The organism is Vibrio cincinnatiensis, assembly GCF_022113815.1.
Classification (GTDB): Bacteria; Pseudomonadota; Gammaproteobacteria; order Enterobacterales; family Vibrionaceae; genus Vibrio; species Vibrio cincinnatiensis_A.
Genome location: NZ_SGOM01000008.1, coordinates 18,301 through 38,082 on the forward strand (window position 1 = coordinate 18,301; position 19,782 = coordinate 38,082).

Below are 19,782 nucleotides of genomic sequence, written 5' to 3' on the forward strand. Positions count from 1 at the left end.
TAAATGAAAATTGATGCACTGATAAAAAAAATGATCGGCAAAAAAGAGCAAGGTCACTCGCTCTTTGCTGTCATTCAACCTGATGCTATTTATTTTTCATCAGCTGACGCTTTGGCTTTGCCTGAACGTTACCCTCTTGCTGATGTTAACTGGTCGCAGGCTCTGATTAATGCTTTGAAAACTGCCAATGTGAAAGGGGCAGTGATTGATCTTGTTTTGCATTCTCAGCTTTATCAAAGCTACCAGATTGATAAGCCGCTTATTGCACGTGAAGAGTGGCCATCGGCTCTGCCTTTCTTATTGAAAGATTTGATTAATGAGAAGCCAGCCGAGGTGGTCGCAGACGCTTATCCACTCAGTGGTAATAATAAAGTTCAAGCGTATGTTATTACTAAGAAAGTCATTTTAGAGATAGCTGAATTACTGCAAAATTTGGGTTGTCAATTAGGGCGCGTTTTACCAGAACAAGAAGTTTGGGCGAATAGCTCGGCACCGTTAACCCAGTTTTTATTACTACAGCGTAATAATGCCGGAAGCTTTAAATTTGATGCCTTTGTTGAGCAGCGTTGTTATTTTCAACGAACGTTGCGAGGCGTGGTTGCACCTATTACGGGTGTCGCTAGTGCGGGTTTACAGTTTGATAGTTTAGCGTTGGAGTTACAGCGCTCGATTGATTACTTGTCTTCACAGTTAAAAGGGATGGCGCTTCATCAACTCAAAGTGTGCTGTGATGGTGAAGATCATGCCGAACTTGTTGCAGCGCTAAATGAGCGCTTGAATGTTAAGGTCAGCACACTGGCAGAAGAAGAGCCTCAACCTTTATCGGGGATTGTGCTGGCTCACTATGCTCAGTTTGTACCGATTGATGCTTTAAATTTTTACCAAAGCCATTTGAAGCCAAAGAAAGATTACTTTTCTCTAGCGACCGTAAGTTCGGTTCTGGTGGGTGTGATGGTGCTTATGTTGGCGGTGGCCGCTGTGTACCAGTATCAAGTGATGAAACTGGAAGAACAGGTCAAATTAGCTGAGCAGCAGTCTACGGCACTTTCTTCGCAACTGAGTGCGTTAAAAGAGCAAAAAGCTCGACATCTTCCATCCTCACATAAAGTGGCCGCTGCCGCGAGAATGAAAAAAGAAATTGCCGCTCAACAGGCCTCATTAAATTCGATCAATCAGTTTGATCATGCTCAACGTGAAGGTTATTCCGGCGTGATGGAAGCGCTGGCAAAACTAGCACGTAGAGATATTTCGCTAACGCAGATCGATATTGATCCTCAGCGGTTTGATATTCAAGGGTTGGCTCGTGAAGCGAAAGTGATCCCTTATTGGATTGAACAATTCCAACAAGAGTTACATTTAGTGGGGCGCAGTTTTGAACGGTTAATCATTGGACGTGATGAAAATGATATCGTGACCTTTGAGTTGAAAACAGAACAAGAGGCGAAGTGATGAAACAGCGTTGGAATGAATTAAATCAAGTGTTTAATCAGCGCTCGCCGCGTGAAAAGTGGCTGATAGGCGGGTGCGGTTTTGTGGTGATGGTTATGTCATTACAGATTGCGCTGATCGATCCTTTACTGGTGAGCCATCAACTGCAATCCAATAAGCTTTCAAATTTGCAATCATCCAATCAAAGCATGCAAATGGCGGTGCAGCAACTGCAGCATGAATTGAGTAAAAATCCGGACGCAGAAATTGATATCGAGTTGGATCAATTGAAAGCGCAGAATCAGCAGCTTACTGCTCAGCTTGATGAAGTGATGGAAACCTTAGTGTCACCGTCACAGATGGCGCAAGTATTACAAGACGTATTAGATAAAAGTAACAAACTAAAATTGGTTAGCTTGACATCATTACCAGCAGAGCCAATTAATCCGCAAGATGATGATGCCAATGCCAGCTCGTATTTTGTTCACCCTGTCAGAATTGAGCTGACAGGTAATTACTTTGCAATTCGGGATTATTTAGCTGCATTGGAAAACTTACCCGTTAACTATTACTGGCGACGTTTTCAGTATCAGGTGGTGAAATACCCACAAGCCCAATTGGTCTTGGAAGTGTATACCCTGGGTTCGCGTAAGGAGTTTATTGGTGGGTAAAACAACGCTACTAACAATGTTACTTCTGCTTAGCCATTCTGCTTTGGCAACACAAGATCCGACTGCTCCGTTAGGATGGCGCACCCCTTCAACAACGAAGGTACGTCAGGCTCCATTGCCTCAGTTACAAAGTATCGTGTGTCAGCAACAATGCTACGCAATATTAAATGATCAAGTTGTGTCGGTCGGATCAACCATTCAAGGCTATCGAGTGTCCCAAGTAACCGAATCGGACGTTACTTTGATACGTGGAAAACAAAGTTGGGAACTTCAGCTGTTCTCACTAGACATCAAAAATTAAGGTATGAGAGTTATGCGTAAAATTGTTATCGGTGTCGTAGTGACCGCTTTGGTGGGCTGTTCAATGGGGCATCGAGATCCGGTTGAAATAAAAGAATCGCTCAATCAGTCGATCAATGAAGCCAATAGCCGATCTCTGGAAGAACTTCCTGAATCGGTAGAAGCGGATCTTATGCCTGATCTGAACGAGCAAACTCAAGCTTCACAGCAAAATGTTCAGCGTTTTCGAATCCAAGCGAATGGTGTGGAAGCAAAGGCCTTCTTCGCCAGTTTAGTGAAAAATAGCGAATTTAGTGTGGCGATTCATCCTGCGGTTGAAGGGCGTATTACCGTCAATTTATCGAATGTCACTTTAGATGAAGCCTTGAATGTGGTTCGTGACTTGTATGGCTACGAAGTTGAAAAGATCGGTAAGGTGATTCAAGTCTACCCATCTGGCCTACGTACGGTTTCTATTCCCGTGGATTATCTACAATTTAAGCGTAGTGGGCGTTCATTAACGTCGATCACGACAGGCACGATCACCAATACAGATAACCGTTCGAGCAATTCGTCGTCCTCTTCTAATCGTAGTAATTCGAGTAACTCGAGTAATTCTAGCAGTTCAAACAATGCCTCTTCGACTCGGGGAGGAACCGAGATTGAAACGGTAAATGAGAGTGATTTTTGGCCACAGTTAGAGAGCGCTGTGACGAACCTGATAGGTTCCGGTGCTGGGCAGAGTGTGGTGGTCACACCTCAAGCCGGTATTCTTACGCTTCGGGCGTATCCTGATGAAATTCGTGAAGTTCGCCAATTTCTTGATGTTTCACAGCAACGTATGCAACGTCAGGTAATTCTAGAGGCTAAAATATTAGAAGTAACGTTAACGGACGGTTATCAACAGGGGATCAATTGGTCCAATATGTCGATAAGCAATGGAAAAGTAATCTTAAATCGAGCGGGAACCTCAAGCTTACCGGGGTTAGACTCCATTGGTTCACTGCTAGGTGGGCAAACCAATATTACGATTTCAGATGGGAGTTTTGAGTCCGTATTGAACTTTATGGCCACACAAGGGGACTTGAATGTACTGTCTAGCCCTCGGGTTACAGCGGCAAATAACCAAAAAGCAGTCATCAAGGTTGGTACCGATGAATATTATGTGACGGATTTAACCAGTGTGGTAGGGAATGGCGACAATTCCAATGCGTCTCCTGATGTTGAGCTGACTCCATTTTTCTCAGGTATTTCTTTGGATGTAACACCACAAATTGATGATAAAGGGAATGTCTTATTGCATGTTCATCCTTCGGTTATTGAGGTTGAGCAGCAAACCAAGGAGATACAGTTTGGTGCTGAGCTATATACCTTACCGCTGGCACGGAGTTCCATTCGTGAGTCTGACTCAGTGATTCGAGCACAAGATGGAGATGTGGTGGTGATTGGTGGATTAATGAAAACTAACACCAATAACCGAGTCTCCAAAGTCCCATTCTTGGGGGATATTCCGGTTTTAGGGCACCTTTTCCGTAACACGACTGAGCTAACGGAAAAAACGGAGTTGGTGATTTTGCTTAAACCGACAGTGGTTGGTGTGAATACGTGGCAAAAAGAGTTAGAACGTTCACGAGATCTCATGCAAGAGTGGTTTCCTGACTCTGAATAAGGTGTGAAATTAAAACAGTTATGTACCTAGCACACTATGGTTTCGAGCAGTTTCCCTTTCATTTAACACCGGATACCGCTCTCTTTTTAGGGTTAGCACCACACTATGAAGCCATTCAAACGGTGAGTGCTGCGCTTGCGATGGGAGAGGGCATTATTAAGGTGACCGGTGAAGTGGGAACGGGGAAAACCATGGTGTGTCGCATGTTACTGACTCATTTAGATGACGACATTCAGTGGATTTATCTGCCAAATCCCGCGTTGTCGGGCATGGAACTGCGGCGAGCGGTCGCAACGGAGCTCAATTTATCTTCGGTGGCGGAAACTCAGTTGATTGAGGCTATTCAGTCTCGATTAATGGAGTGGCATTTTCAAGGAAAGCGAGTGGTTGCCATCGTGGATGAAGCACAAGCATTATCGGACGATGCATTGGAAACATTACGCCTATTTGGCAATTTGGAAACTGAGCAGAGTAAGTTATTGCAAATGGTGTTGCTTGGGCAGCCTGAATTAGATGAACGTCTAGCACAGCATCAGTTAAGGCAGCTTCGCCAACGTATTACGTTTAGCGCCCAACTCAGACCATTATCGGTTTCAGAAGCGTTGGCCTATATCGATAACCGATTACGTAAATCTGGGGTCGAAAAGGCTCTGTTTAGTCATCAACAAAAAAAAGCGATATGGCGAGCCAGTAAAGGCATTCCTCGCTTATTAAATCAAATCTGCCATAAGGCTTTGCTGCTTGCGTTTTATGCTCAGCAGCACGAAGTATCAAACGCGCATTTATATCATGCCATTCACGATACGTTTGATACCTGTAAACCTAAATTTAAACTGCCTCTTTTATGGGGATGGAGCAATCAATGAGTGTCATGAATCAAGCACTGTCACAATTAGTTTCAAAACAGGGCAAAACACTCGATCATATTGAAAGAGCCAATGTGGCCGCCGTTAAATCTCGTCCTGCATGGGTCTGGGTGGTTGGTGGTTTTGGCCTTAGCTTAGCCGTGGGTGGGTGGGCTGTGTCTCAGCAAGCCAGTGATGTGATGCCTAACGTTGTGGTGGATTCCCCGCTGGCATCGCCAACGATGTCTAATGCGTTTTATTCACCGACCCAAAATATTCAGACGCCAGAAGTGGCGGTCTATCGCTTGGCACCTGTCGTCGACGAATTAGCCACGCCCGCGTCGTCACCTGAGGTTCAATTAGCCTCGGTTGCCGCTCCAGTTCCGGCATCAAAACCTGTCACATTAACATCAACGTCTGCTTCTTCAGCGCCCACTCAGCCGGCGAAAGCTATGGTGGTTGAACACGTAGAACTTACGCCTCAAGAACTGTCAAGTAAGGCTGTATCACGAGCCAATAAAGCGTTAGACAGTAATGACTTTAACAGTGCCGTGAGCGCTTATAGCGAAGCGCTGCGCTACACCCCACAAAATGAGCAAGTTCGACAAAAATTAGCGGCCCTTTATTATGGGAAAGGCGATGTTAGAAAGGCATTTGAATTACTACAGCGAGGCGTTGAGTTGAATCATGATGGCGAAACGCTGCGTATTGCATTAGCGAAATTATTAGTAAAAGAAGGCCAGAATGAAGCGGCATTATCACCGTTGGATTACGTTCCTGATGCGGTTTCGGTTGAATACCTTTCTTTGCGTGCTGCATTGGCTCAAAAAAATAAATTTAATGATATTGCCTTGGAAAGTTATCAATTATTGACAGAGAAAGAGGTCAATAATGGTCGTTGGTGGCTTGGGCTGGCTATTCAACAAGAACGAGCGTTAATGTATGACGACGCGAAAGCATCTTATCAAGAAGCCTTAACGAAAGTGGGTTTATCTGCTCAATCTCATGCGTTTATCCGTGAGCGTCTGCAATTACTAACACGTCAAGAGGAGAGCCAAGGTGCAAATTAAGTTAAGAAAACGGCTTGGTGACCTTCTCGTTGAAGAAGGCATCATCACTGAGCAACAAGTTGAGCAAGCACTGGTTGCCCAAAAGCAGACGGGAAGTAAATTAGGCAGCACACTGATCGAATTGGGCTTTTTGACTGAACAGCAAATGTTAGCCTTCTTATCTCAGCAGCTATCACTGCCTTTGATTGATTTGAACCGCGCCCACATTGATATTGATGCTGTACAGCTGTTGCCTGAAGTTCATGCTCGTCGTTTGCGCGCATTAGTGATTGGGCGCAACGGAGACATGCTGCGGATTGTGATGAGTGATCCTGCGGATCTTTTCGCGCAAGAATCTTTACTGACTCAATTGCCTAACTATCAGTTTGAATATGTTATTGCACCAGAGAAACAACTGGTTGATGCTTTTGATCGTTATTATCGTCGAACCAAAGAGATAGCATCGTTTGCAGAGCAACTGCAAGCTGAGCACCAAGAGACGGAAGCGTTTGACTACAGTATTGCGGGTGATGAATCCGATGATGTAACGGTCGTTAAGCTGATTAACTCCTTGTTTGAAGACGCCATTCAAGTCGGTGCCTCGGATATTCATATTGAGCCAGATGCCAACCTCCTGCGTCTTCGTCAGCGTATTGATGGGGTATTGCATGAAACCTTGCTCAATGAGGTTAACATTGCATCAGCATTAGTTTTACGTTTGAAGTTGATGGCAAATTTGGATATTTCTGAAAAACGTTTGCCACAAGATGGACGCTTTAACGTAAGGGCAAAAGGCCAATCGGTCGATATTCGTCTGTCCACGATGCCTGTACAGTATGGCGAATCTGTGGTGATGCGTTTACTGAACCAGACCAGTGGTATTCGTAAATTAGAAGAGTCCGGCATTCCTGATGATTTACTGCAACGGCTGAGACGACAGCTTAAACGCCCACATGGCATGATTTTGGTCACAGGCCCAACGGGGTCGGGTAAAACCACGACACTGTATGGTGCTCTTTCAGAATTAAATGAAGCGGGTAAGAAAATTATTACCGCAGAAGATCCGGTTGAATATCGGATCTCACGTTTAAACCAAGTACAGGTTAACCCGAAAATTGGCCTCGATTTCTCAACTTTGTTGCGGACATTCTTGCGTCAAGACCCAGATATTATTCTGGTGGGGGAGATGCGCGATCAAGAGACGGCTGAAATTGGCTTGCGTGCAGCATTAACGGGGCACTTAGTGCTCAGCACATTGCACACCAATGATGCGGTTGATAGTGCTCTGCGTTTGATTGATATGGGCGCCCCCGGCTACTTAGTTGCAAGTGCGGTGAGAGCGGTGATCGCTCAGCGCTTAATTCGTAAAGTTTGCCCAGATTGTAAAACCGATGATGTACTCGACGATGCTCGTCAACAATGGCTGGCAGTACGTTTCCCCAATCAAGTTTCAGGGCAGTTTGTCCATGGTCGAGGTTGCCAGAGCTGTAACCTGACCGGATACCGAGGTCGAATTGGTGTGTTTGAAATGCTAGAACTTGAGCAATCTATGATGGATTCTCTACGGGCGAATGATACGTTAGGTTTTGCTCATGCTGCACGTTCGTCAAAGAATTACAAACCGTTGTTGGCTTCTGCGATGGAACTGGCACTGCAAGGGGTGGTGAGTTTGGATGAAGTGATGGCACTTGGTGAAGGGGACGCGTCCGGCGCAGCCCAACCCATTTACTTGTAGGTAATAGGAAAGAATATGCCAAGCTATCAATACCTAGGCCGAAACCCTGATGGCAGTAAAGCATCAGGAAGTGTTGACGCACCTAGTGAAGAAATGGCAGCGGAAACCTTATTGAGCCAAGGGGTTATTCCGACGTCTATCGTAGCTAAAAAATCTGGCAATGCCCCTCAAATGGATTGGAAGTCTTGGTTCGCGCCAGCGGTACCGCTGGAAGTGTTAGTGATTTTCTGTCGCCAGATGTACAGCTTAACCAAAGCGGGCGTACCCTTATTACGCTCAATGCGAGGGCTGACTCAAAACTGCACCAATAAACAGTTGCAACAAGCATTGGAAGAAGTGGCTAGTGAGCTCACTAATGGGCGTGGATTATCTGCATCAATGCAGATGCATCCTCAGGTCTTTAGTCCACTTTTTGTGTCGATGATCAATGTTGGTGAAAATACGGGTCGCTTAGATCAGGCTTTAATGCAACTGGCGAACTACTATGAACAAGAGGTGGAAACTCGTAAGCGAATTAAAACCGCGATGCGTTATCCTACTTTTGTGATCAGCTTTATTGGTATTGCGATGTTTATCTTAAACATTAAAGTGATCCCACAATTTGCCACGATGTTTAATCGGTTCGGTGTTGAGCTTCCCTTGCCCACACGGATCTTGATTGGCATGTCGAACTTTTTTGTCAATTATTGGATGGCGATTATCGGAGCTATTGTGGGGGGGATCTTTGCTTTTCGATCTTGGTTAGGAACACCGAAGGGCAGAGAAAAATGGGATAAATTTCGGTTAAGAATGCCTATTGTTGGTGGCATTGTGAATCGGGCTCAGTTAGCACGTTTTTCTCGTACGTTTTCTCTTATGCTTAAGTCTGGCGTGCCTTTGAACCAGTCTTTGGCGCTTTCAGCGGAAGCGCTAGAAAATAAATTTTTAGAGTCTCGCTTATTGAAAATGAAAGGTGAGATTGAGGCAGGTAGCAGCGTATCAGTCACGGCGATGAATGCGGATGTTTTTACTCCCTTAGTGATTCAAATGATCGCTGTGGGTGAGGAGACCGGGCGAATTGATGAGTTATTACTTGAGGTCGCGGATTTTTATGACCGTGAAGTTGACTATGATCTCAAAACGCTAACCGCGCGGATTGAGCCTATTTTGTTGGTGATCGTCGCGGGGATGGTTCTGATCTTAGCATTGGGCATCTTCTTACCCATGTGGGGCATGCTTGATGCCATCAAAGGGTAGAATGAATGATGATCAAGCGAGCTCGATTAATGGTTTGGCTGGTGGTTATCGGCATACTGTTAGTCTATTTGTTGCGCGCTTGGCCTCCAATACAAAAAGAGTTAGAGCGAACAGCACTAGAGCTTGCTAATCGTGAAATTGTTGAACGTGCGAATGACTATAAACAGCAGTGGCTATTGCAAGGTCAGCCTCAGCGGTTGTTATGGCAGGGGCAAGAGGTGACTTTTTCTGATTTTGGCTGGGTATTACCCAACCCAGTGGATGGTAAGCGCTGCCCTCAGGTTTTAAACTGGTTATATCCTGAGCAAACGATTCTTAACCAACCGTTAGGAATTGAAGAGCAAAAAATACCTGAGGGTTATCGTTGTCAGCTAAATTATAGTGAAGAGCAATCGGTAATAATTATTTTACAAAACAATAGGTTTACATCAGTTGTCTCAGATGTGAGAACAGATGATAATTTGTAGGGATGATGAACGTTATTGGTAGGGAACGCCTTATAATATCCCCAAAAAGTAGGTGAGTAATGAGTAAAAAACAATCGGGTTTCTCCTTGGTCGAGTTAGTGATCGTTATTGTTGTTGTTGGCTTGCTTGCCGTAGCAGCATTACCTCGTTTTCTTGATGTTGCGGATGAAGCAAAAAAAGCCAGTATTGAAGGGGTAGCCGGTGGTTTTGCAACCGGTGTTTTGTCTGCTCGCGCTCAATGGGAAGCTAAAGCTCGCCCATCGGTGTCAGAAGGGGGGCAAAAATACAACACGGTTGACTATGACGGAGTGGAATTTTGGCTCACACATTCAAAAGATAGTAGTGGTGCTGAAACGGGGTTTCGTGATGGTTACCCAGTCGCTCTGAATAATGGTGGCAGTTTCCCTACCAGTATTACGGATCAACAGTGTGTTGATTTAATGGAAAATTTACTGCAAAACCCGCCACAAGTGGCTGCCGCTGGGGGGGACAGTAATGATAACCTGCGCTATACCGCTCAAGCGAATGGCTCAGATTGGACCTGCACTTATATCCAGCAAGAAGGAAATAGTGCACATCAATTTGTTTATGAACTAAAAACTGGCCGTGTCACGGTCACCTTAAATTAATCCGATGGATTTTTGATATTAAAGAGAGAGTAACGATGAAAAGACAAGGCGGTTTCACCCTAATCGAATTAGTGGTCGTGATTGTAATTTTAGGTATTTTGGCGGTCACCGCAGCGCCGCGCTTTTTAAACCTACAAGGAGATGCTCGTGAAGCGTCTCTTAAAGGTTTACAAGGTGCTATGAAAGGTGCGGCAGGTATTACTTATGGTAAAGCGGCGATTAAAGGTATTGAGAAAAAAGAGTCTGATTCCATTACGGTAGACAGTGGCGATAAGGTTGACGTTGTATATGGTTATCCAGCAGCGACCTCTACAGGCATTGTTGCTGCTATGGCTGAGATGTCGGATTGGACCGTAGCGGAAGATTCGGCAACTAAGTCATTGGTGGTAACCTTTAAAAATTCAGCTATCGAGGGCGATGTAGCTGAAATTAAAAAGACAAATTGCTATCTGACATATACAGAGGCTACTTCTGGTGCTCAGCCAGCGATAGAAATCCTAAAAGATAATGCATGCTAATGTGTTAATGGCTAACCGTTAACTATTTTTCTCACCACCTCTATCAACGTAGGGGTGGTGGTTTTATAAATACGAACGATATTTTTCGAACAAGGCATAAAGTCAATGTAGGGATTATCTGGTTTGAGGAGTGAAAGCCCCCAAGTGCAGTGATTCCAGTATATTATTAAATTTATTCAACACACGAGACAGCCATGCGTAAAATAACCAATAAAGTATCGGGTTTTACCTTAGTGGAGCTGATCGTTGTTATTCTGCTGATATCGATTATTTCTGCTTATGCCGCCAGCCGTTATCTAGGGAAAGATTCGCTTTCTGCTTATGTCGCCCAAGAGCAAGCCATCTCTATTATTCGGCAAATTCAAGTCAATCGAATGCAATCTAATTTATCAAGCCCAGCGGAAAATGGTCATTATCGTTTAATGGTCAGTCAATCTTGCTTGGGCTCAGTCGCGGCCTGCCAACTTTCGGCTGATCAGGATACTCGTCGTAGCGATGTACTTCGTGAAGAAAATTTAACATTTTCTCTTTCTCCTTCCTTCAGCAATGAGACCGTTTTTTTTGATTTATTGGGTAACCCGGTGAGCGAAAGTAATCAACCGCTCGGTGATGTTATTATCACCATTACTTCTCCATCCAGTCGCGCTGGGGTGTGTATTAATGCCCAAGGCTATATTGCCAAACAAGGAGAGTGTTAATGTCTCGCCAGCAAGGCTTTACCTTGATTGAAAGTATTGTCGCCATGGTGATTATTGCTATAGCGATGGTGACTTTAATTAGCTTTTTATACCCACAGATCGAGCGTTCCGCCACTCCTCATTATCAAACTCGAGCGGCGCATTTAGGGCAGAGCTTATTGAGCCAAATTTTGGCGCGTGGCTTTGATCACAACAGTGATTTTGATGGTGGAAAGAAACGTTGCGGAGAAGACGTAGACGTTCTTTGTAGTGATTCCTTAGGGCGAGAGGGTGATGAAACTTCACCGGATACCTTTAATGATGTGGATGACTATATCGGTTGTTGGTATGGCGATACGCCTCAGTCTTGCCAAGGAATGACTCCGGTTGATTCACTGGTGAACATCCTTGGTGCGGATATTGCCGCGAATTACACGCACTTTACGGTGTTTGTGGCGGTTGATTATGTCGATAGCGATTTTCAGCCTTCAAGCACACCGACAAACCTGAAGCGTATTCAACTGGATATTGATGTGGGTCGATATGGCCGTTTTCCCCTTGTCGCTTATCGGGGGAATTATTGATGAAAAAAAAGGGCTTTACCTTAATCGAAATGGTATTAACCATGATTGTGGGATCCATCTTAGTTTTGGCTATTGCCGGCTTTGTGGAATTAGGCAGTAAGGGCTATGTGGATACGGTTAATCGGCAGCGTTTACAAACCCAAGCCAAGTTCGTATTGGAAAAAATCACCCGGGAGATCCGTCATGCCGTCCCTAATAGTATTTCATTAGAAAGTGGAGGCAATTGCCTTTCTTTCTTTCCCATTGTCTATTCGGGATATTACGCTTTAGATGATGCAGATGATAAAAAGCTAGAATTTTTAGTGGGCAATAGTAAAGAGTCCAACATCAATTTTTCTGGGCTAAATATGGTGATAAACCCGAGTTCTCAGGATGATTTAACGGGGGCTAATCGTGCAATTCCAAGCTTAGCCGGTAGCAGTACAACATTAACCCTGAACCGCCCGTTAGATAGCCAATCTGTCGCCAATCGATTTTATATTTATCAAGATAAAGTGACTTATTGTAAGCAAGGCACCACGGTTTCTCGTCAACAAGCCAATGGGGAATATGTCAAAGTTACGGATAATATCGAGAGTGCGGCCTTTGATTACGATCAACCGACTTTACAGCGTGGTGGTATCGTCCATCTCGCTTTGACGTTTAGCCAAAATGGCGAATCAAGCCATTTTGAACAAGATGCGCAGGTATTAAATGTTCCCTAAAATCCAAAAGCAGGCGGGTAATCTGTACATTGTCGCCATTTTTGTCTTAGTGGTGATGGGGTTTCTCGCTTCCGCTTTAACACGCCTTGAATGGTCAAACCATGATGCATTGTCACGAGACTTGCTCGGGACCAAAGCTTGGTTTGCGGCTCACTCATCTAATGAGCTGGCATTAACTTTTGTTTATCCATTGTCACGCTCTAGTGCATTTAGTTCATTATGTCCATCGGAAATCGGTGGAGTGGCGTCTATTGCTGGTACTGAGGCGCTAATTAATCAATATGAAGGCTGTCGAGGGACAGGCCAATGCCAATTTTTAGGCGAGTTAAATAATCAAAAACTGTATAAATTGGAAAGTCGAGTGATCTGTGGCAGTGAGCAATATCAAGTTGAACGTGTGCAAGATATCGTGGTTAAGGAGTAAAAAATGAAGAAATATTGGTTAATTGCGTTTTCTTTTTTACTTTTTATTAGTCAAAGTGTATTGGCTGAACAATGTGATCTGAAAGGGCAAAAATATTTTACGATCCAATTTGATGTTATTGGTTCTCCAGGGAATTTACAGGAAGTTTATATTAAAAAAGGCAATAAGCGTTGGCAAACACTTTGGTACACCGAAAAAGAACAAAAAGATAGTGATTATATATTTAATGAGCAAGGACTAATTAAAGATATTCATTATCAAGTAAGAATAATTAATGATGGTAATAATAATATTCTTAAATATTATTTAAAACGACAGTCGTCAGCAAATGATAACTGGGTTTTTATTGAGCAACAAAAGAAAGAAATTGCTAGTGGTCAGTTAAGTGTTTATTCAAATACTGGTTTGGATGTTGATGATTTAACTTGTGAAGAATCATCTGTTGAACCAGAGGAACCACCACCGTTTGATCAATGTGAATTTTTTCCACAACCGATACAAAGTTGGATTACTGAAGGTAGCTCTGATTATGCTGATTTTCCACCCAGTAATTTAAATATTCAAAATCCATCTCCAATTAGTGGATGGACTGATGCCTATGTTAATGATCCTCGTAATATTTTACAAATGAGCCAATCATGGGATCCAAATAAAACATGGAATGTATTAAAGGTTGGATTTGATCAAGTTGGTAACTCCTATTTTGCATATGAAGATCCTAATTCAGTTGTTTGTAATGGAATGGGATGTTATCCCGGAAATGAAGATAAACTCATTAATCAGAGAAAAGCTGAGACACCAGCGCCGTTGGATATCGATTTTTTAGATCAGAATAGTGTTAAAATTGTCAATACTAGTAAGGGTGAGGAGCAGCCTCTAAGCTATAAAAATATCTGCAATGCTAATTCTGTTACTTGTAAATATGAAGAAAATGGAGACTTGGTTATTATTACCCTTTATAAGGATTTGAAAGAATTAGAGTTATCTACATGGGGTGATAAAGATCTAATATTAAAGTTTTTGGGTGATAGGAAAGTTGAAACTTTCAAATATGATGCTTCAGGGAAATCTATAACAGTCTATTTTTCTAAACTTTCTATTGTTAGCTTTGGTCGTATTGAGGGGGCAGGTAGCGCAATTTTTTCATTTGAAAGTAATGCAAAAGTAAATATTGTAGATAGTTTTACTCCATCCAATCCCCTTGAATTTAAATATATAGAAAATTCTAGTGACTATGTATTACCTATTATTTATGGACCTAAGGCTAAATTTTTATTACGTTCAAATGGAGAGTTGAAAGGATATTTATTAGCGAAAGAAATTGAAATTCCTAATTCACTAGTGATGGAAGGTTCAATTACAACCAATCTTTTAACGGTAGCATCTGGCTTAACTATGAAAAAAGTGACTGATGGGCCTGAATGTTGGGAGGCTGATGAACCTGAAGTGGAAGATGAATATGAATTAACACTTCAGCCTTCAGTTGATTATTCATTGGTTTGTTCAACTCAGTTATTACAGTTTCAAGTTAATAATGCAGGCAAACCCACAGGAGAATTTACGGGATCAATCAATGTTTCTCCGTTTGCTAATCTAACGCTGGTTTCTGGTAAAGGTACGGGAAGTAATGGGAATTATACTCCGAATGGCAATGGTGAATTATGGTTTGATCTTTCTAGCTCAGTGAGTCAAAGCTTCACCATTACGGGAACATTAAATCCAAAGGGAGACAGTAGTTCTGCAATCGGAACTTATCACTTTGTGCCCTATAAATTTGCGGCAGAAGATCAGTATGTTATTGCCAATAAACCTCAGGACGTCTCGGTCAAAGTATTAGCCTGTAATGAGGGAGATGTGGTTGACATGGCCTATAATGGCCAACCAATGGTGACCAGCGAGTGGCAAGCTCCACTTAATGGCGTAGGTAATGTGACATTTTCACCGAATTTTAATGCTGGCAATGTTACCGCCGATAGTCAGAAGCTCGTGATGGAAGAGTCGGGTATTCGTACCGTGACCATGACGGATGCAAATTTTGACTGTAGCGACCCTAAATATAATTGTCCGATAGAAGGTAAAGGTAAACTACAAGGTAGCTTTACGGTCTATTCTCGTCCGTGGACTTTTGCGATCTGTTCTTCCGATGGTAAGAGCATGGATGGCAATATTGAGGATAGAAATAGTGTGGGGTTTGCCTCGGCTGGCAGCCCATTTGATTTACATATTCGCCCACTACGCTGGGTGAGCAGTTCTGGTGATAACAGCGATCCACAAGTGGGAGACCGCGAAATCGAAACGTCTGCCTATTGTAGCTCACCCGTGACACAAAACTTTTTTGCTACGGACGCTTCCCTAGAAGCGAAGGTTTTATTAACTCATAACGTCGCAGAACCAGAAGATGGCAATAATGGCGAATTAAGTGGTTCTTTGCAGTTGACTAACCGTGATGGAATAGATAGCAGTTATTTGCCTTTTCATAATTTGGCTTGGGATGAGGTTGGAGTATTACGGGTAAATGCCGATCTTGAGAGGGATTATCTTGGTATGACGGTTAACCAAGGTTATCGCAATATTGGTCGTTTTTATCCAGATCATTTAGAGATAATTAGTAATGACTGGAAATATGCTGATGGCCATGATGGTTTTGTATATATGAATCAAACGATTCCTTACATTTTTACCGTAGAAGCACAAAATAAGCAGGGTAAGGCTACAGCTAACTACAGCGCGTTTTCTGAACCCTTAATTGTGAATATCGAATTGCTGGCGGTCAAGGAGTTAGAGAACGGCGGAGTTGAAGAGCTCAACGATAGAATTAAGGACTACCATCTGCAATCCTGGAATGGGTTGAATGAGTATGGTTTGATAGCTTGGTCTGGTGCGCAGCTTTCTATCAGCAGCAATAATAATTTTACGTTCTTAAAAAAACAGCAATCGACCTCGCCTTATATCACCAGTGTCGATGGACCTTACCAAAGCGGTTTCGGTTTGCGTGTGACAGATAAAGTCGATGATGTCGATTTTACGTCCTTGGATTTGGCTTCGAATACAGCAAAACAGTTTACAACTCAGCCAGATATTCGCTATGGACGTATGCGGCTAATGGATGTGGGCGGTACTTCCGTTGAGCCTATTGCTGTCCCGCTTCGTGTTGAGTTTTGGCAAGGGAGTCGTTTTGTGACCAATACTCAAGATAAGGGCTCGACATTTTCTACGGATGAGAATTTGATCTGTAAACAAATTATTTGGTCTTATTCAGATAACGCTTCCCTATCCAAACTCTCAGGGGCTGTGGGGCTAGTGCCAGTGGTTCAAGGGGAAAGTTCAGCGATTAAGGCTGAACCTTCTTCAGATACAGAAAATATTCGAGAGCAAGTTCGTTTCTGGCTGCGCCTTGATGATGATGATACAAATAATGACAGTCAGCAGAAATCGGCTCAGGTAGGTGAAACATCGATTGAGTGTCCATCTGGATATTTAAAACAGCCTTGGCTTCGTTATAACTGGCGAGCAAAAGGTGATGAAGATCCTTCGACCGTGGTTACTTTTGGTATTTTCCGTGGTAATGATCGGGTTATTTTCCGTGGTGAGCCGGGGTTAACAGGCCACTAGCTGATTTCTAACATAATTAGACTATCGAATTTTCACACAAGGGCTTAGAATGGACCAATCTAAGCCCTTATTTTTCTGCTCAAGTTAGAAATCTGTTAGAAATTGTGGGTTTTCCTCCATGTTTATGGATCAACGCCTTGCTGTGATTGCAAGGCGTTGGTACATTTAGTGCAATTTTCATTTTATTCATCTTGCAGGACGAACGAAGATCATGTTCAAAAAACTTCGTGGCATGTTTTCCAATGACCTATCGATTGATTTAGGTACAGCCAACACACTTATATACGTAAAAGGACAAGGTATTGTTCTTGATGAGCCTTCCGTTGTTGCTATTCGCCAAGATAAAGGCCGTGGTGGTAAAACGGTTGCCGCAGTCGGACATGCGGCGAAGCAAATGCTTGGTCGTACACCGGGTAATATTTCTGCTATTCGTCCTATGAAAGACGGCGTTATCGCCGATTTTTATGTTACCGAAAAAATGCTTCAGCACTTTATTCGTCAAGTGCATGACAATAGTGTACTGAAACCAAGCCCACGGGTTTTGGTGTGTGTACCTTGTGGTTCAACCCAAGTTGAGCGTCGTGCCATTCGTGAATCTGCACTGGGAGCTGGAGCTCGTGAAGTGTATTTGATTGATGAACCGATGGCCGCTGCCATTGGTGCTGGGTTGCGTGTTTCAGAGCCGACTGGTTCGATGGTGATCGATATCGGTGGTGGTACCACAGAAGTAGCGGTTATCTCACTAAATGGCGTGGTGTATTCTTCTTCGGTACGTATTGGTGGTGACCGTTTTGATGAAGCGATCATCAACTATGTTCGTCGTAACTACGGCAGTTTGATCGGTGAAGCGACCGCAGAGAAGATCAAACATGAAATCGGTTCCGCTTACCCGGGCGATGAAGTTCTGGAAATTGAAGTCCGTGGCCGTAACCTTGCTGAAGGGGTGCCTCGCAGCTTTACATTGAACTCCAATGAAATTTTAGAAGCCTTACAAGAGCCATTAACAGGCATTGTGTCTGCGGTGATGGTTGCTTTAGAGCAATGCCCACCAGAGCTTGCTTCGGATATCTCTGAAAATGGCATGGTGTTGACCGGTGGTGGCGCATTACTGAAAGAACTTGATCGTTTATTGACTGAAGAAACAGGGATCCCTGTGGTGATTGCTGAAGACCCATTAACTTGTGTTGCTCGCGGTGGTGGTAAAGCTTTAGAAATGATCGATATGCATGGTGGCGATCTGTTTAGCGACGAATAATGGCTTTCTGGTATGGGTAACTGTGCCAGAATACAAATCTAGGATTGTTTAAGATGAAGCCAATATTTGGTCGAGGGCCTTCTCTTCAGCTACGTCTATTTTTTGCAGTAATCGTATCAGCCAGCCTCATGCTGGCTGATAGTCGTTTAGATGCATTTTCTCAAGTTCGCTTTCTTCTCAACAGTTTGGTTGCTCCCATTCAATATACGGCGGACTTACCACGCAGTATGTTTGATGGTTTCTACGAGCGATTTAGTTCCCGTCAGCAATTGATGGAGTCTAACCGTGGCTTGAAACGAGAAGTGTTAGCGCTCAAAAGTGATTTGATCTTGCTCGATCAATATCGTGAAGAAAATCAGCGCTTACGCAAGCTGCTCGGATCCTCTTTTGTTCGAGATGAGAAAAAAGTCGTGGCTGAAGTAATGGGGGTCGATACTTCACCTTATCGTCATCAAGTGGTGATTGATAAAGGGCGAGTAGATGGAGTGTATGAAGGTCAGCCGGTTATTAATGAAAAAGGAATCGTCGGCCAAGTCACTTTCGTTGCCGCCCATAATAGCCGAGTGTTATTACTGGTTGATCCAAATAGCGCAATACCGGTACAAAATATTCGTAATGATATTCGAGTCGTTGCTTCTGGTAATGGGCAGACGGATGAAATTCAGTTAGAACATATTGCAACCAGTACCGATATGGAAGTGGGCGATATGTTGGTAACTTCCGGTTTGGGGGGCGTTTATCCAGAAGGATATCCCGTTGCCTATCTCTCTCATGTAGATAAAGATACTCGGCGTGAATTTGCCTCGATAAAAGCTTCACCCGTGGTGGACTTTAATCGTTTACGTTACCTGCTATTAATTTGGCCCAATGAAGATCGTCAACAAAAAGTATTACAAGCCAATCCACAGCAGATGACAGAGGAGAGTGATCATGGCTCACAGTGATTGGACAAGTCGTATGGTCATTTGGGGCTCATTTTTATTAGCCTTAGTGGTTCAAACTATTCCTTGGCCCGGTACACTCGATTTACTGCGTCCCTCTTGGTTATTGTTGGTGACCTGTTATTGGGTCATGGCATTACCACATCGAGTGAATGTGGGGACGGCATTTACTCTGGGGCTATTGTGGGACTTATTGCTCGGTTCGACGTTAGGTATTCGCGGTATGATGATGTCAATCGTCATTTATTTAGTTGCGATGAACTTTCTTGTGCTACGCAATATGGCGCTGTGGCAGCAAGCGATCATTATTGCATTACTGGCAATGGGGTTAGAAGTCTTTATTTTCTGTGGTGAGTATCTCATTCAAGATGTGGCATTTAATCCTCTCTCACTTTGGAGTGGGGTGATTAGCTGTATACTTTGGCCATGGATGTTTTTATTGTTGCGCCGAGTTCGGCGTCATTGGCATATAAAATGAACAAGAAACAATTAATTTTGGCGTCCGGTTCACCAAGACGCCGTGAGTTGCTCACTCAATTGGGCTACTCCTTTGATATTGTGGTTCCGAATGTAGAAGAATTTCGCCAGACTGGGGAACCTCCCCAAGAATATGTAGAACGTTTATCACGAGATAAAGCATTGGCTGGGCTGGCCTTATCGGAGCCGGATTCTATCGTTATTGGCTCAGACACGATTGTGGTATTGGATGAACAAGTTCTCGAAAAACCACAGGATTTTACGGATGCGCGTCGTATGCTATTGCAACTGTCTCAGGTTCGCCACCAAGTAATGACGGCGGTCACTGTGGCCAGTGCTGAACAGCATCGTTCTATGGTTGTCACAACGGATGTCTGGTTTAAGCCGTTGTCTGAGCAAGAAATTGAACAATATTGGCAAAGCGGTGAGCCATGCGATAAAGCTGGCAGTTATGCAATTCAAGGATTGGGTGGAAGGTTTGTAACTAGGATTGAAGGTAGCTATTACGCCGTTGTCGGGTTACCTCTGTATGAAACTGACCAGCTCTTGCACGAATTTTTATAATTTTAATCATTGAGGTGC

General features: G+C 43.5%; 20 protein-coding genes. All 20 read left to right on the forward strand.

Translation table 11 applies throughout. The annotated features are described in order from the left end of the window. The first annotated feature begins 3 nt into the window (after nucleotides 1-3). Entirely contained in the window at nucleotides 4-1,449 is a 1,446-nt protein-coding gene (locus EXA13_RS11095; RefSeq protein WP_238133247.1) for an MSHA biogenesis protein MshI, read from the forward strand. Then, nucleotides 1,449-2,099, forward strand: a complete 651-nt coding sequence (gene gspM, locus EXA13_RS11100) for a type II secretion system protein GspM (RefSeq protein ID WP_238133248.1) — start codon at nucleotides 1,449-1,451, stop codon at nucleotides 2,097-2,099. The genes EXA13_RS11095 and gspM overlap by 1 nt, the downstream gene beginning before the upstream one ends. Before the next feature lie 16 nt (nucleotides 2,100-2,115). Then, on the forward strand, nucleotides 2,116-2,400 hold the full coding sequence (locus EXA13_RS11105; protein ID WP_238133366.1) for an MSHA biogenesis protein MshK: 285 nt from the start codon (nucleotides 2,116-2,118) through the stop codon (nucleotides 2,398-2,400). A gap of 12 nt (nucleotides 2,401-2,412) precedes the next feature. Next, nucleotides 2,413-4,047, forward strand: coding sequence for a pilus (MSHA type) biogenesis protein MshL (mshL, locus tag EXA13_RS11110; protein ID WP_238133249.1), 1,635 nt, complete (start codon nucleotides 2,413-2,415; stop codon nucleotides 4,045-4,047). A gap of 20 nt (nucleotides 4,048-4,067) precedes the next feature. Continuing rightward, entirely contained in the window at nucleotides 4,068-4,913 is an 846-nt protein-coding gene (locus EXA13_RS11115) for an ExeA family protein (RefSeq protein WP_238115834.1), read from the forward strand. Continuing rightward, nucleotides 4,910-5,962 carry a tetratricopeptide repeat protein gene (locus tag EXA13_RS11120; RefSeq protein WP_238133250.1) on the forward strand — a complete coding sequence of 351 codons (1,053 nt, stop codon included), beginning with the start codon at nucleotides 4,910-4,912 and terminating at the stop codon, nucleotides 5,960-5,962. The genes EXA13_RS11115 and EXA13_RS11120 overlap by 4 nt, the downstream gene beginning before the upstream one ends. Further along, on the forward strand, nucleotides 5,952-7,676 hold the full coding sequence (locus tag EXA13_RS11125; RefSeq protein WP_238133251.1) for a GspE/PulE family protein: 1,725 nt from the start codon (nucleotides 5,952-5,954) through the stop codon (nucleotides 7,674-7,676). The genes EXA13_RS11120 and EXA13_RS11125 overlap by 11 nt, the downstream gene beginning before the upstream one ends. 15 nt (nucleotides 7,677-7,691) lie before the next feature. Next, on the forward strand, nucleotides 7,692-8,912 hold the full coding sequence (locus EXA13_RS11130; protein ID WP_238133252.1) for a type II secretion system F family protein: 1,221 nt from the start codon (nucleotides 7,692-7,694) through the stop codon (nucleotides 8,910-8,912). Nucleotides 8,913-8,917: 5 nt separating this feature from the next. Beyond that, complete coding sequence (locus EXA13_RS11135) at nucleotides 8,918-9,379, forward strand: type II secretion system protein (RefSeq protein ID WP_238133253.1); 462 nt, start codon at nucleotides 8,918-8,920, stop codon at nucleotides 9,377-9,379. Between the two features lie 59 nt (nucleotides 9,380-9,438). Next, nucleotides 9,439-10,008 carry a prepilin-type N-terminal cleavage/methylation domain-containing protein gene (locus EXA13_RS11140; protein ID WP_238133254.1) on the forward strand — a complete coding sequence of 190 codons (570 nt, stop codon included), beginning with the start codon at nucleotides 9,439-9,441 and terminating at the stop codon, nucleotides 10,006-10,008. A gap of 35 nt (nucleotides 10,009-10,043) precedes the next feature. Then, a complete protein-coding gene (locus tag EXA13_RS11145) occupies nucleotides 10,044-10,526 on the forward strand; it encodes a type II secretion system protein (RefSeq protein ID WP_238133255.1) in 483 nt (160 codons plus the stop codon). A gap of 194 nt (nucleotides 10,527-10,720) precedes the next feature. Next, on the forward strand, nucleotides 10,721-11,224 hold the full coding sequence (locus EXA13_RS11150) for a prepilin-type N-terminal cleavage/methylation domain-containing protein (protein ID WP_238133256.1): 504 nt from the start codon (nucleotides 10,721-10,723) through the stop codon (nucleotides 11,222-11,224). Continuing rightward, nucleotides 11,224-11,787: a type IV pilus modification PilV family protein gene (locus tag EXA13_RS11155; RefSeq protein WP_238133257.1), complete on the forward strand. Its 564-nt coding sequence runs from the start codon at nucleotides 11,224-11,226 to the stop codon at nucleotides 11,785-11,787. The genes EXA13_RS11150 and EXA13_RS11155 overlap by 1 nt, the downstream gene beginning before the upstream one ends. Beyond that, a complete protein-coding gene (locus tag EXA13_RS11160; protein WP_238133258.1) occupies nucleotides 11,787-12,491 on the forward strand; it encodes a PilW family protein in 705 nt (234 codons plus the stop codon). The genes EXA13_RS11155 and EXA13_RS11160 overlap by 1 nt, the downstream gene beginning before the upstream one ends. Continuing rightward, nucleotides 12,481-12,915 carry an MSHA biogenesis protein MshP gene (locus tag EXA13_RS11165; protein WP_238133259.1) on the forward strand — a complete coding sequence of 145 codons (435 nt, stop codon included), beginning with the start codon at nucleotides 12,481-12,483 and terminating at the stop codon, nucleotides 12,913-12,915. Before EXA13_RS11160 ends, EXA13_RS11165 begins: the two co-directional genes overlap by 11 nt. A gap of 3 nt (nucleotides 12,916-12,918) precedes the next feature. Continuing rightward, complete coding sequence (locus EXA13_RS11170) at nucleotides 12,919-16,527, forward strand: DUF6701 domain-containing protein (RefSeq protein ID WP_238133260.1); 3,609 nt, start codon at nucleotides 12,919-12,921, stop codon at nucleotides 16,525-16,527. 211 nt (nucleotides 16,528-16,738) lie between these two features. Further along, nucleotides 16,739-17,782, forward strand: a complete 1,044-nt coding sequence (locus tag EXA13_RS11175) for a rod shape-determining protein (RefSeq protein ID WP_078926493.1) — start codon at nucleotides 16,739-16,741, stop codon at nucleotides 17,780-17,782. A gap of 53 nt (nucleotides 17,783-17,835) precedes the next feature. Next, complete coding sequence (gene mreC, locus EXA13_RS11180) at nucleotides 17,836-18,726, forward strand: rod shape-determining protein MreC (RefSeq protein ID WP_238133261.1); 891 nt, start codon at nucleotides 17,836-17,838, stop codon at nucleotides 18,724-18,726. Then, complete coding sequence (mreD, locus tag EXA13_RS11185) at nucleotides 18,713-19,201, forward strand: rod shape-determining protein MreD (protein ID WP_238133262.1); 489 nt, start codon at nucleotides 18,713-18,715, stop codon at nucleotides 19,199-19,201. The genes mreC and mreD overlap by 14 nt, the downstream gene beginning before the upstream one ends. Next, nucleotides 19,198-19,764 carry a Maf family protein gene (locus tag EXA13_RS11190; protein WP_238133263.1) on the forward strand — a complete coding sequence of 189 codons (567 nt, stop codon included), beginning with the start codon at nucleotides 19,198-19,200 and terminating at the stop codon, nucleotides 19,762-19,764. The genes mreD and EXA13_RS11190 overlap by 4 nt, the downstream gene beginning before the upstream one ends. Nucleotides 19,765-19,782 lie beyond the last annotated feature (18 nt).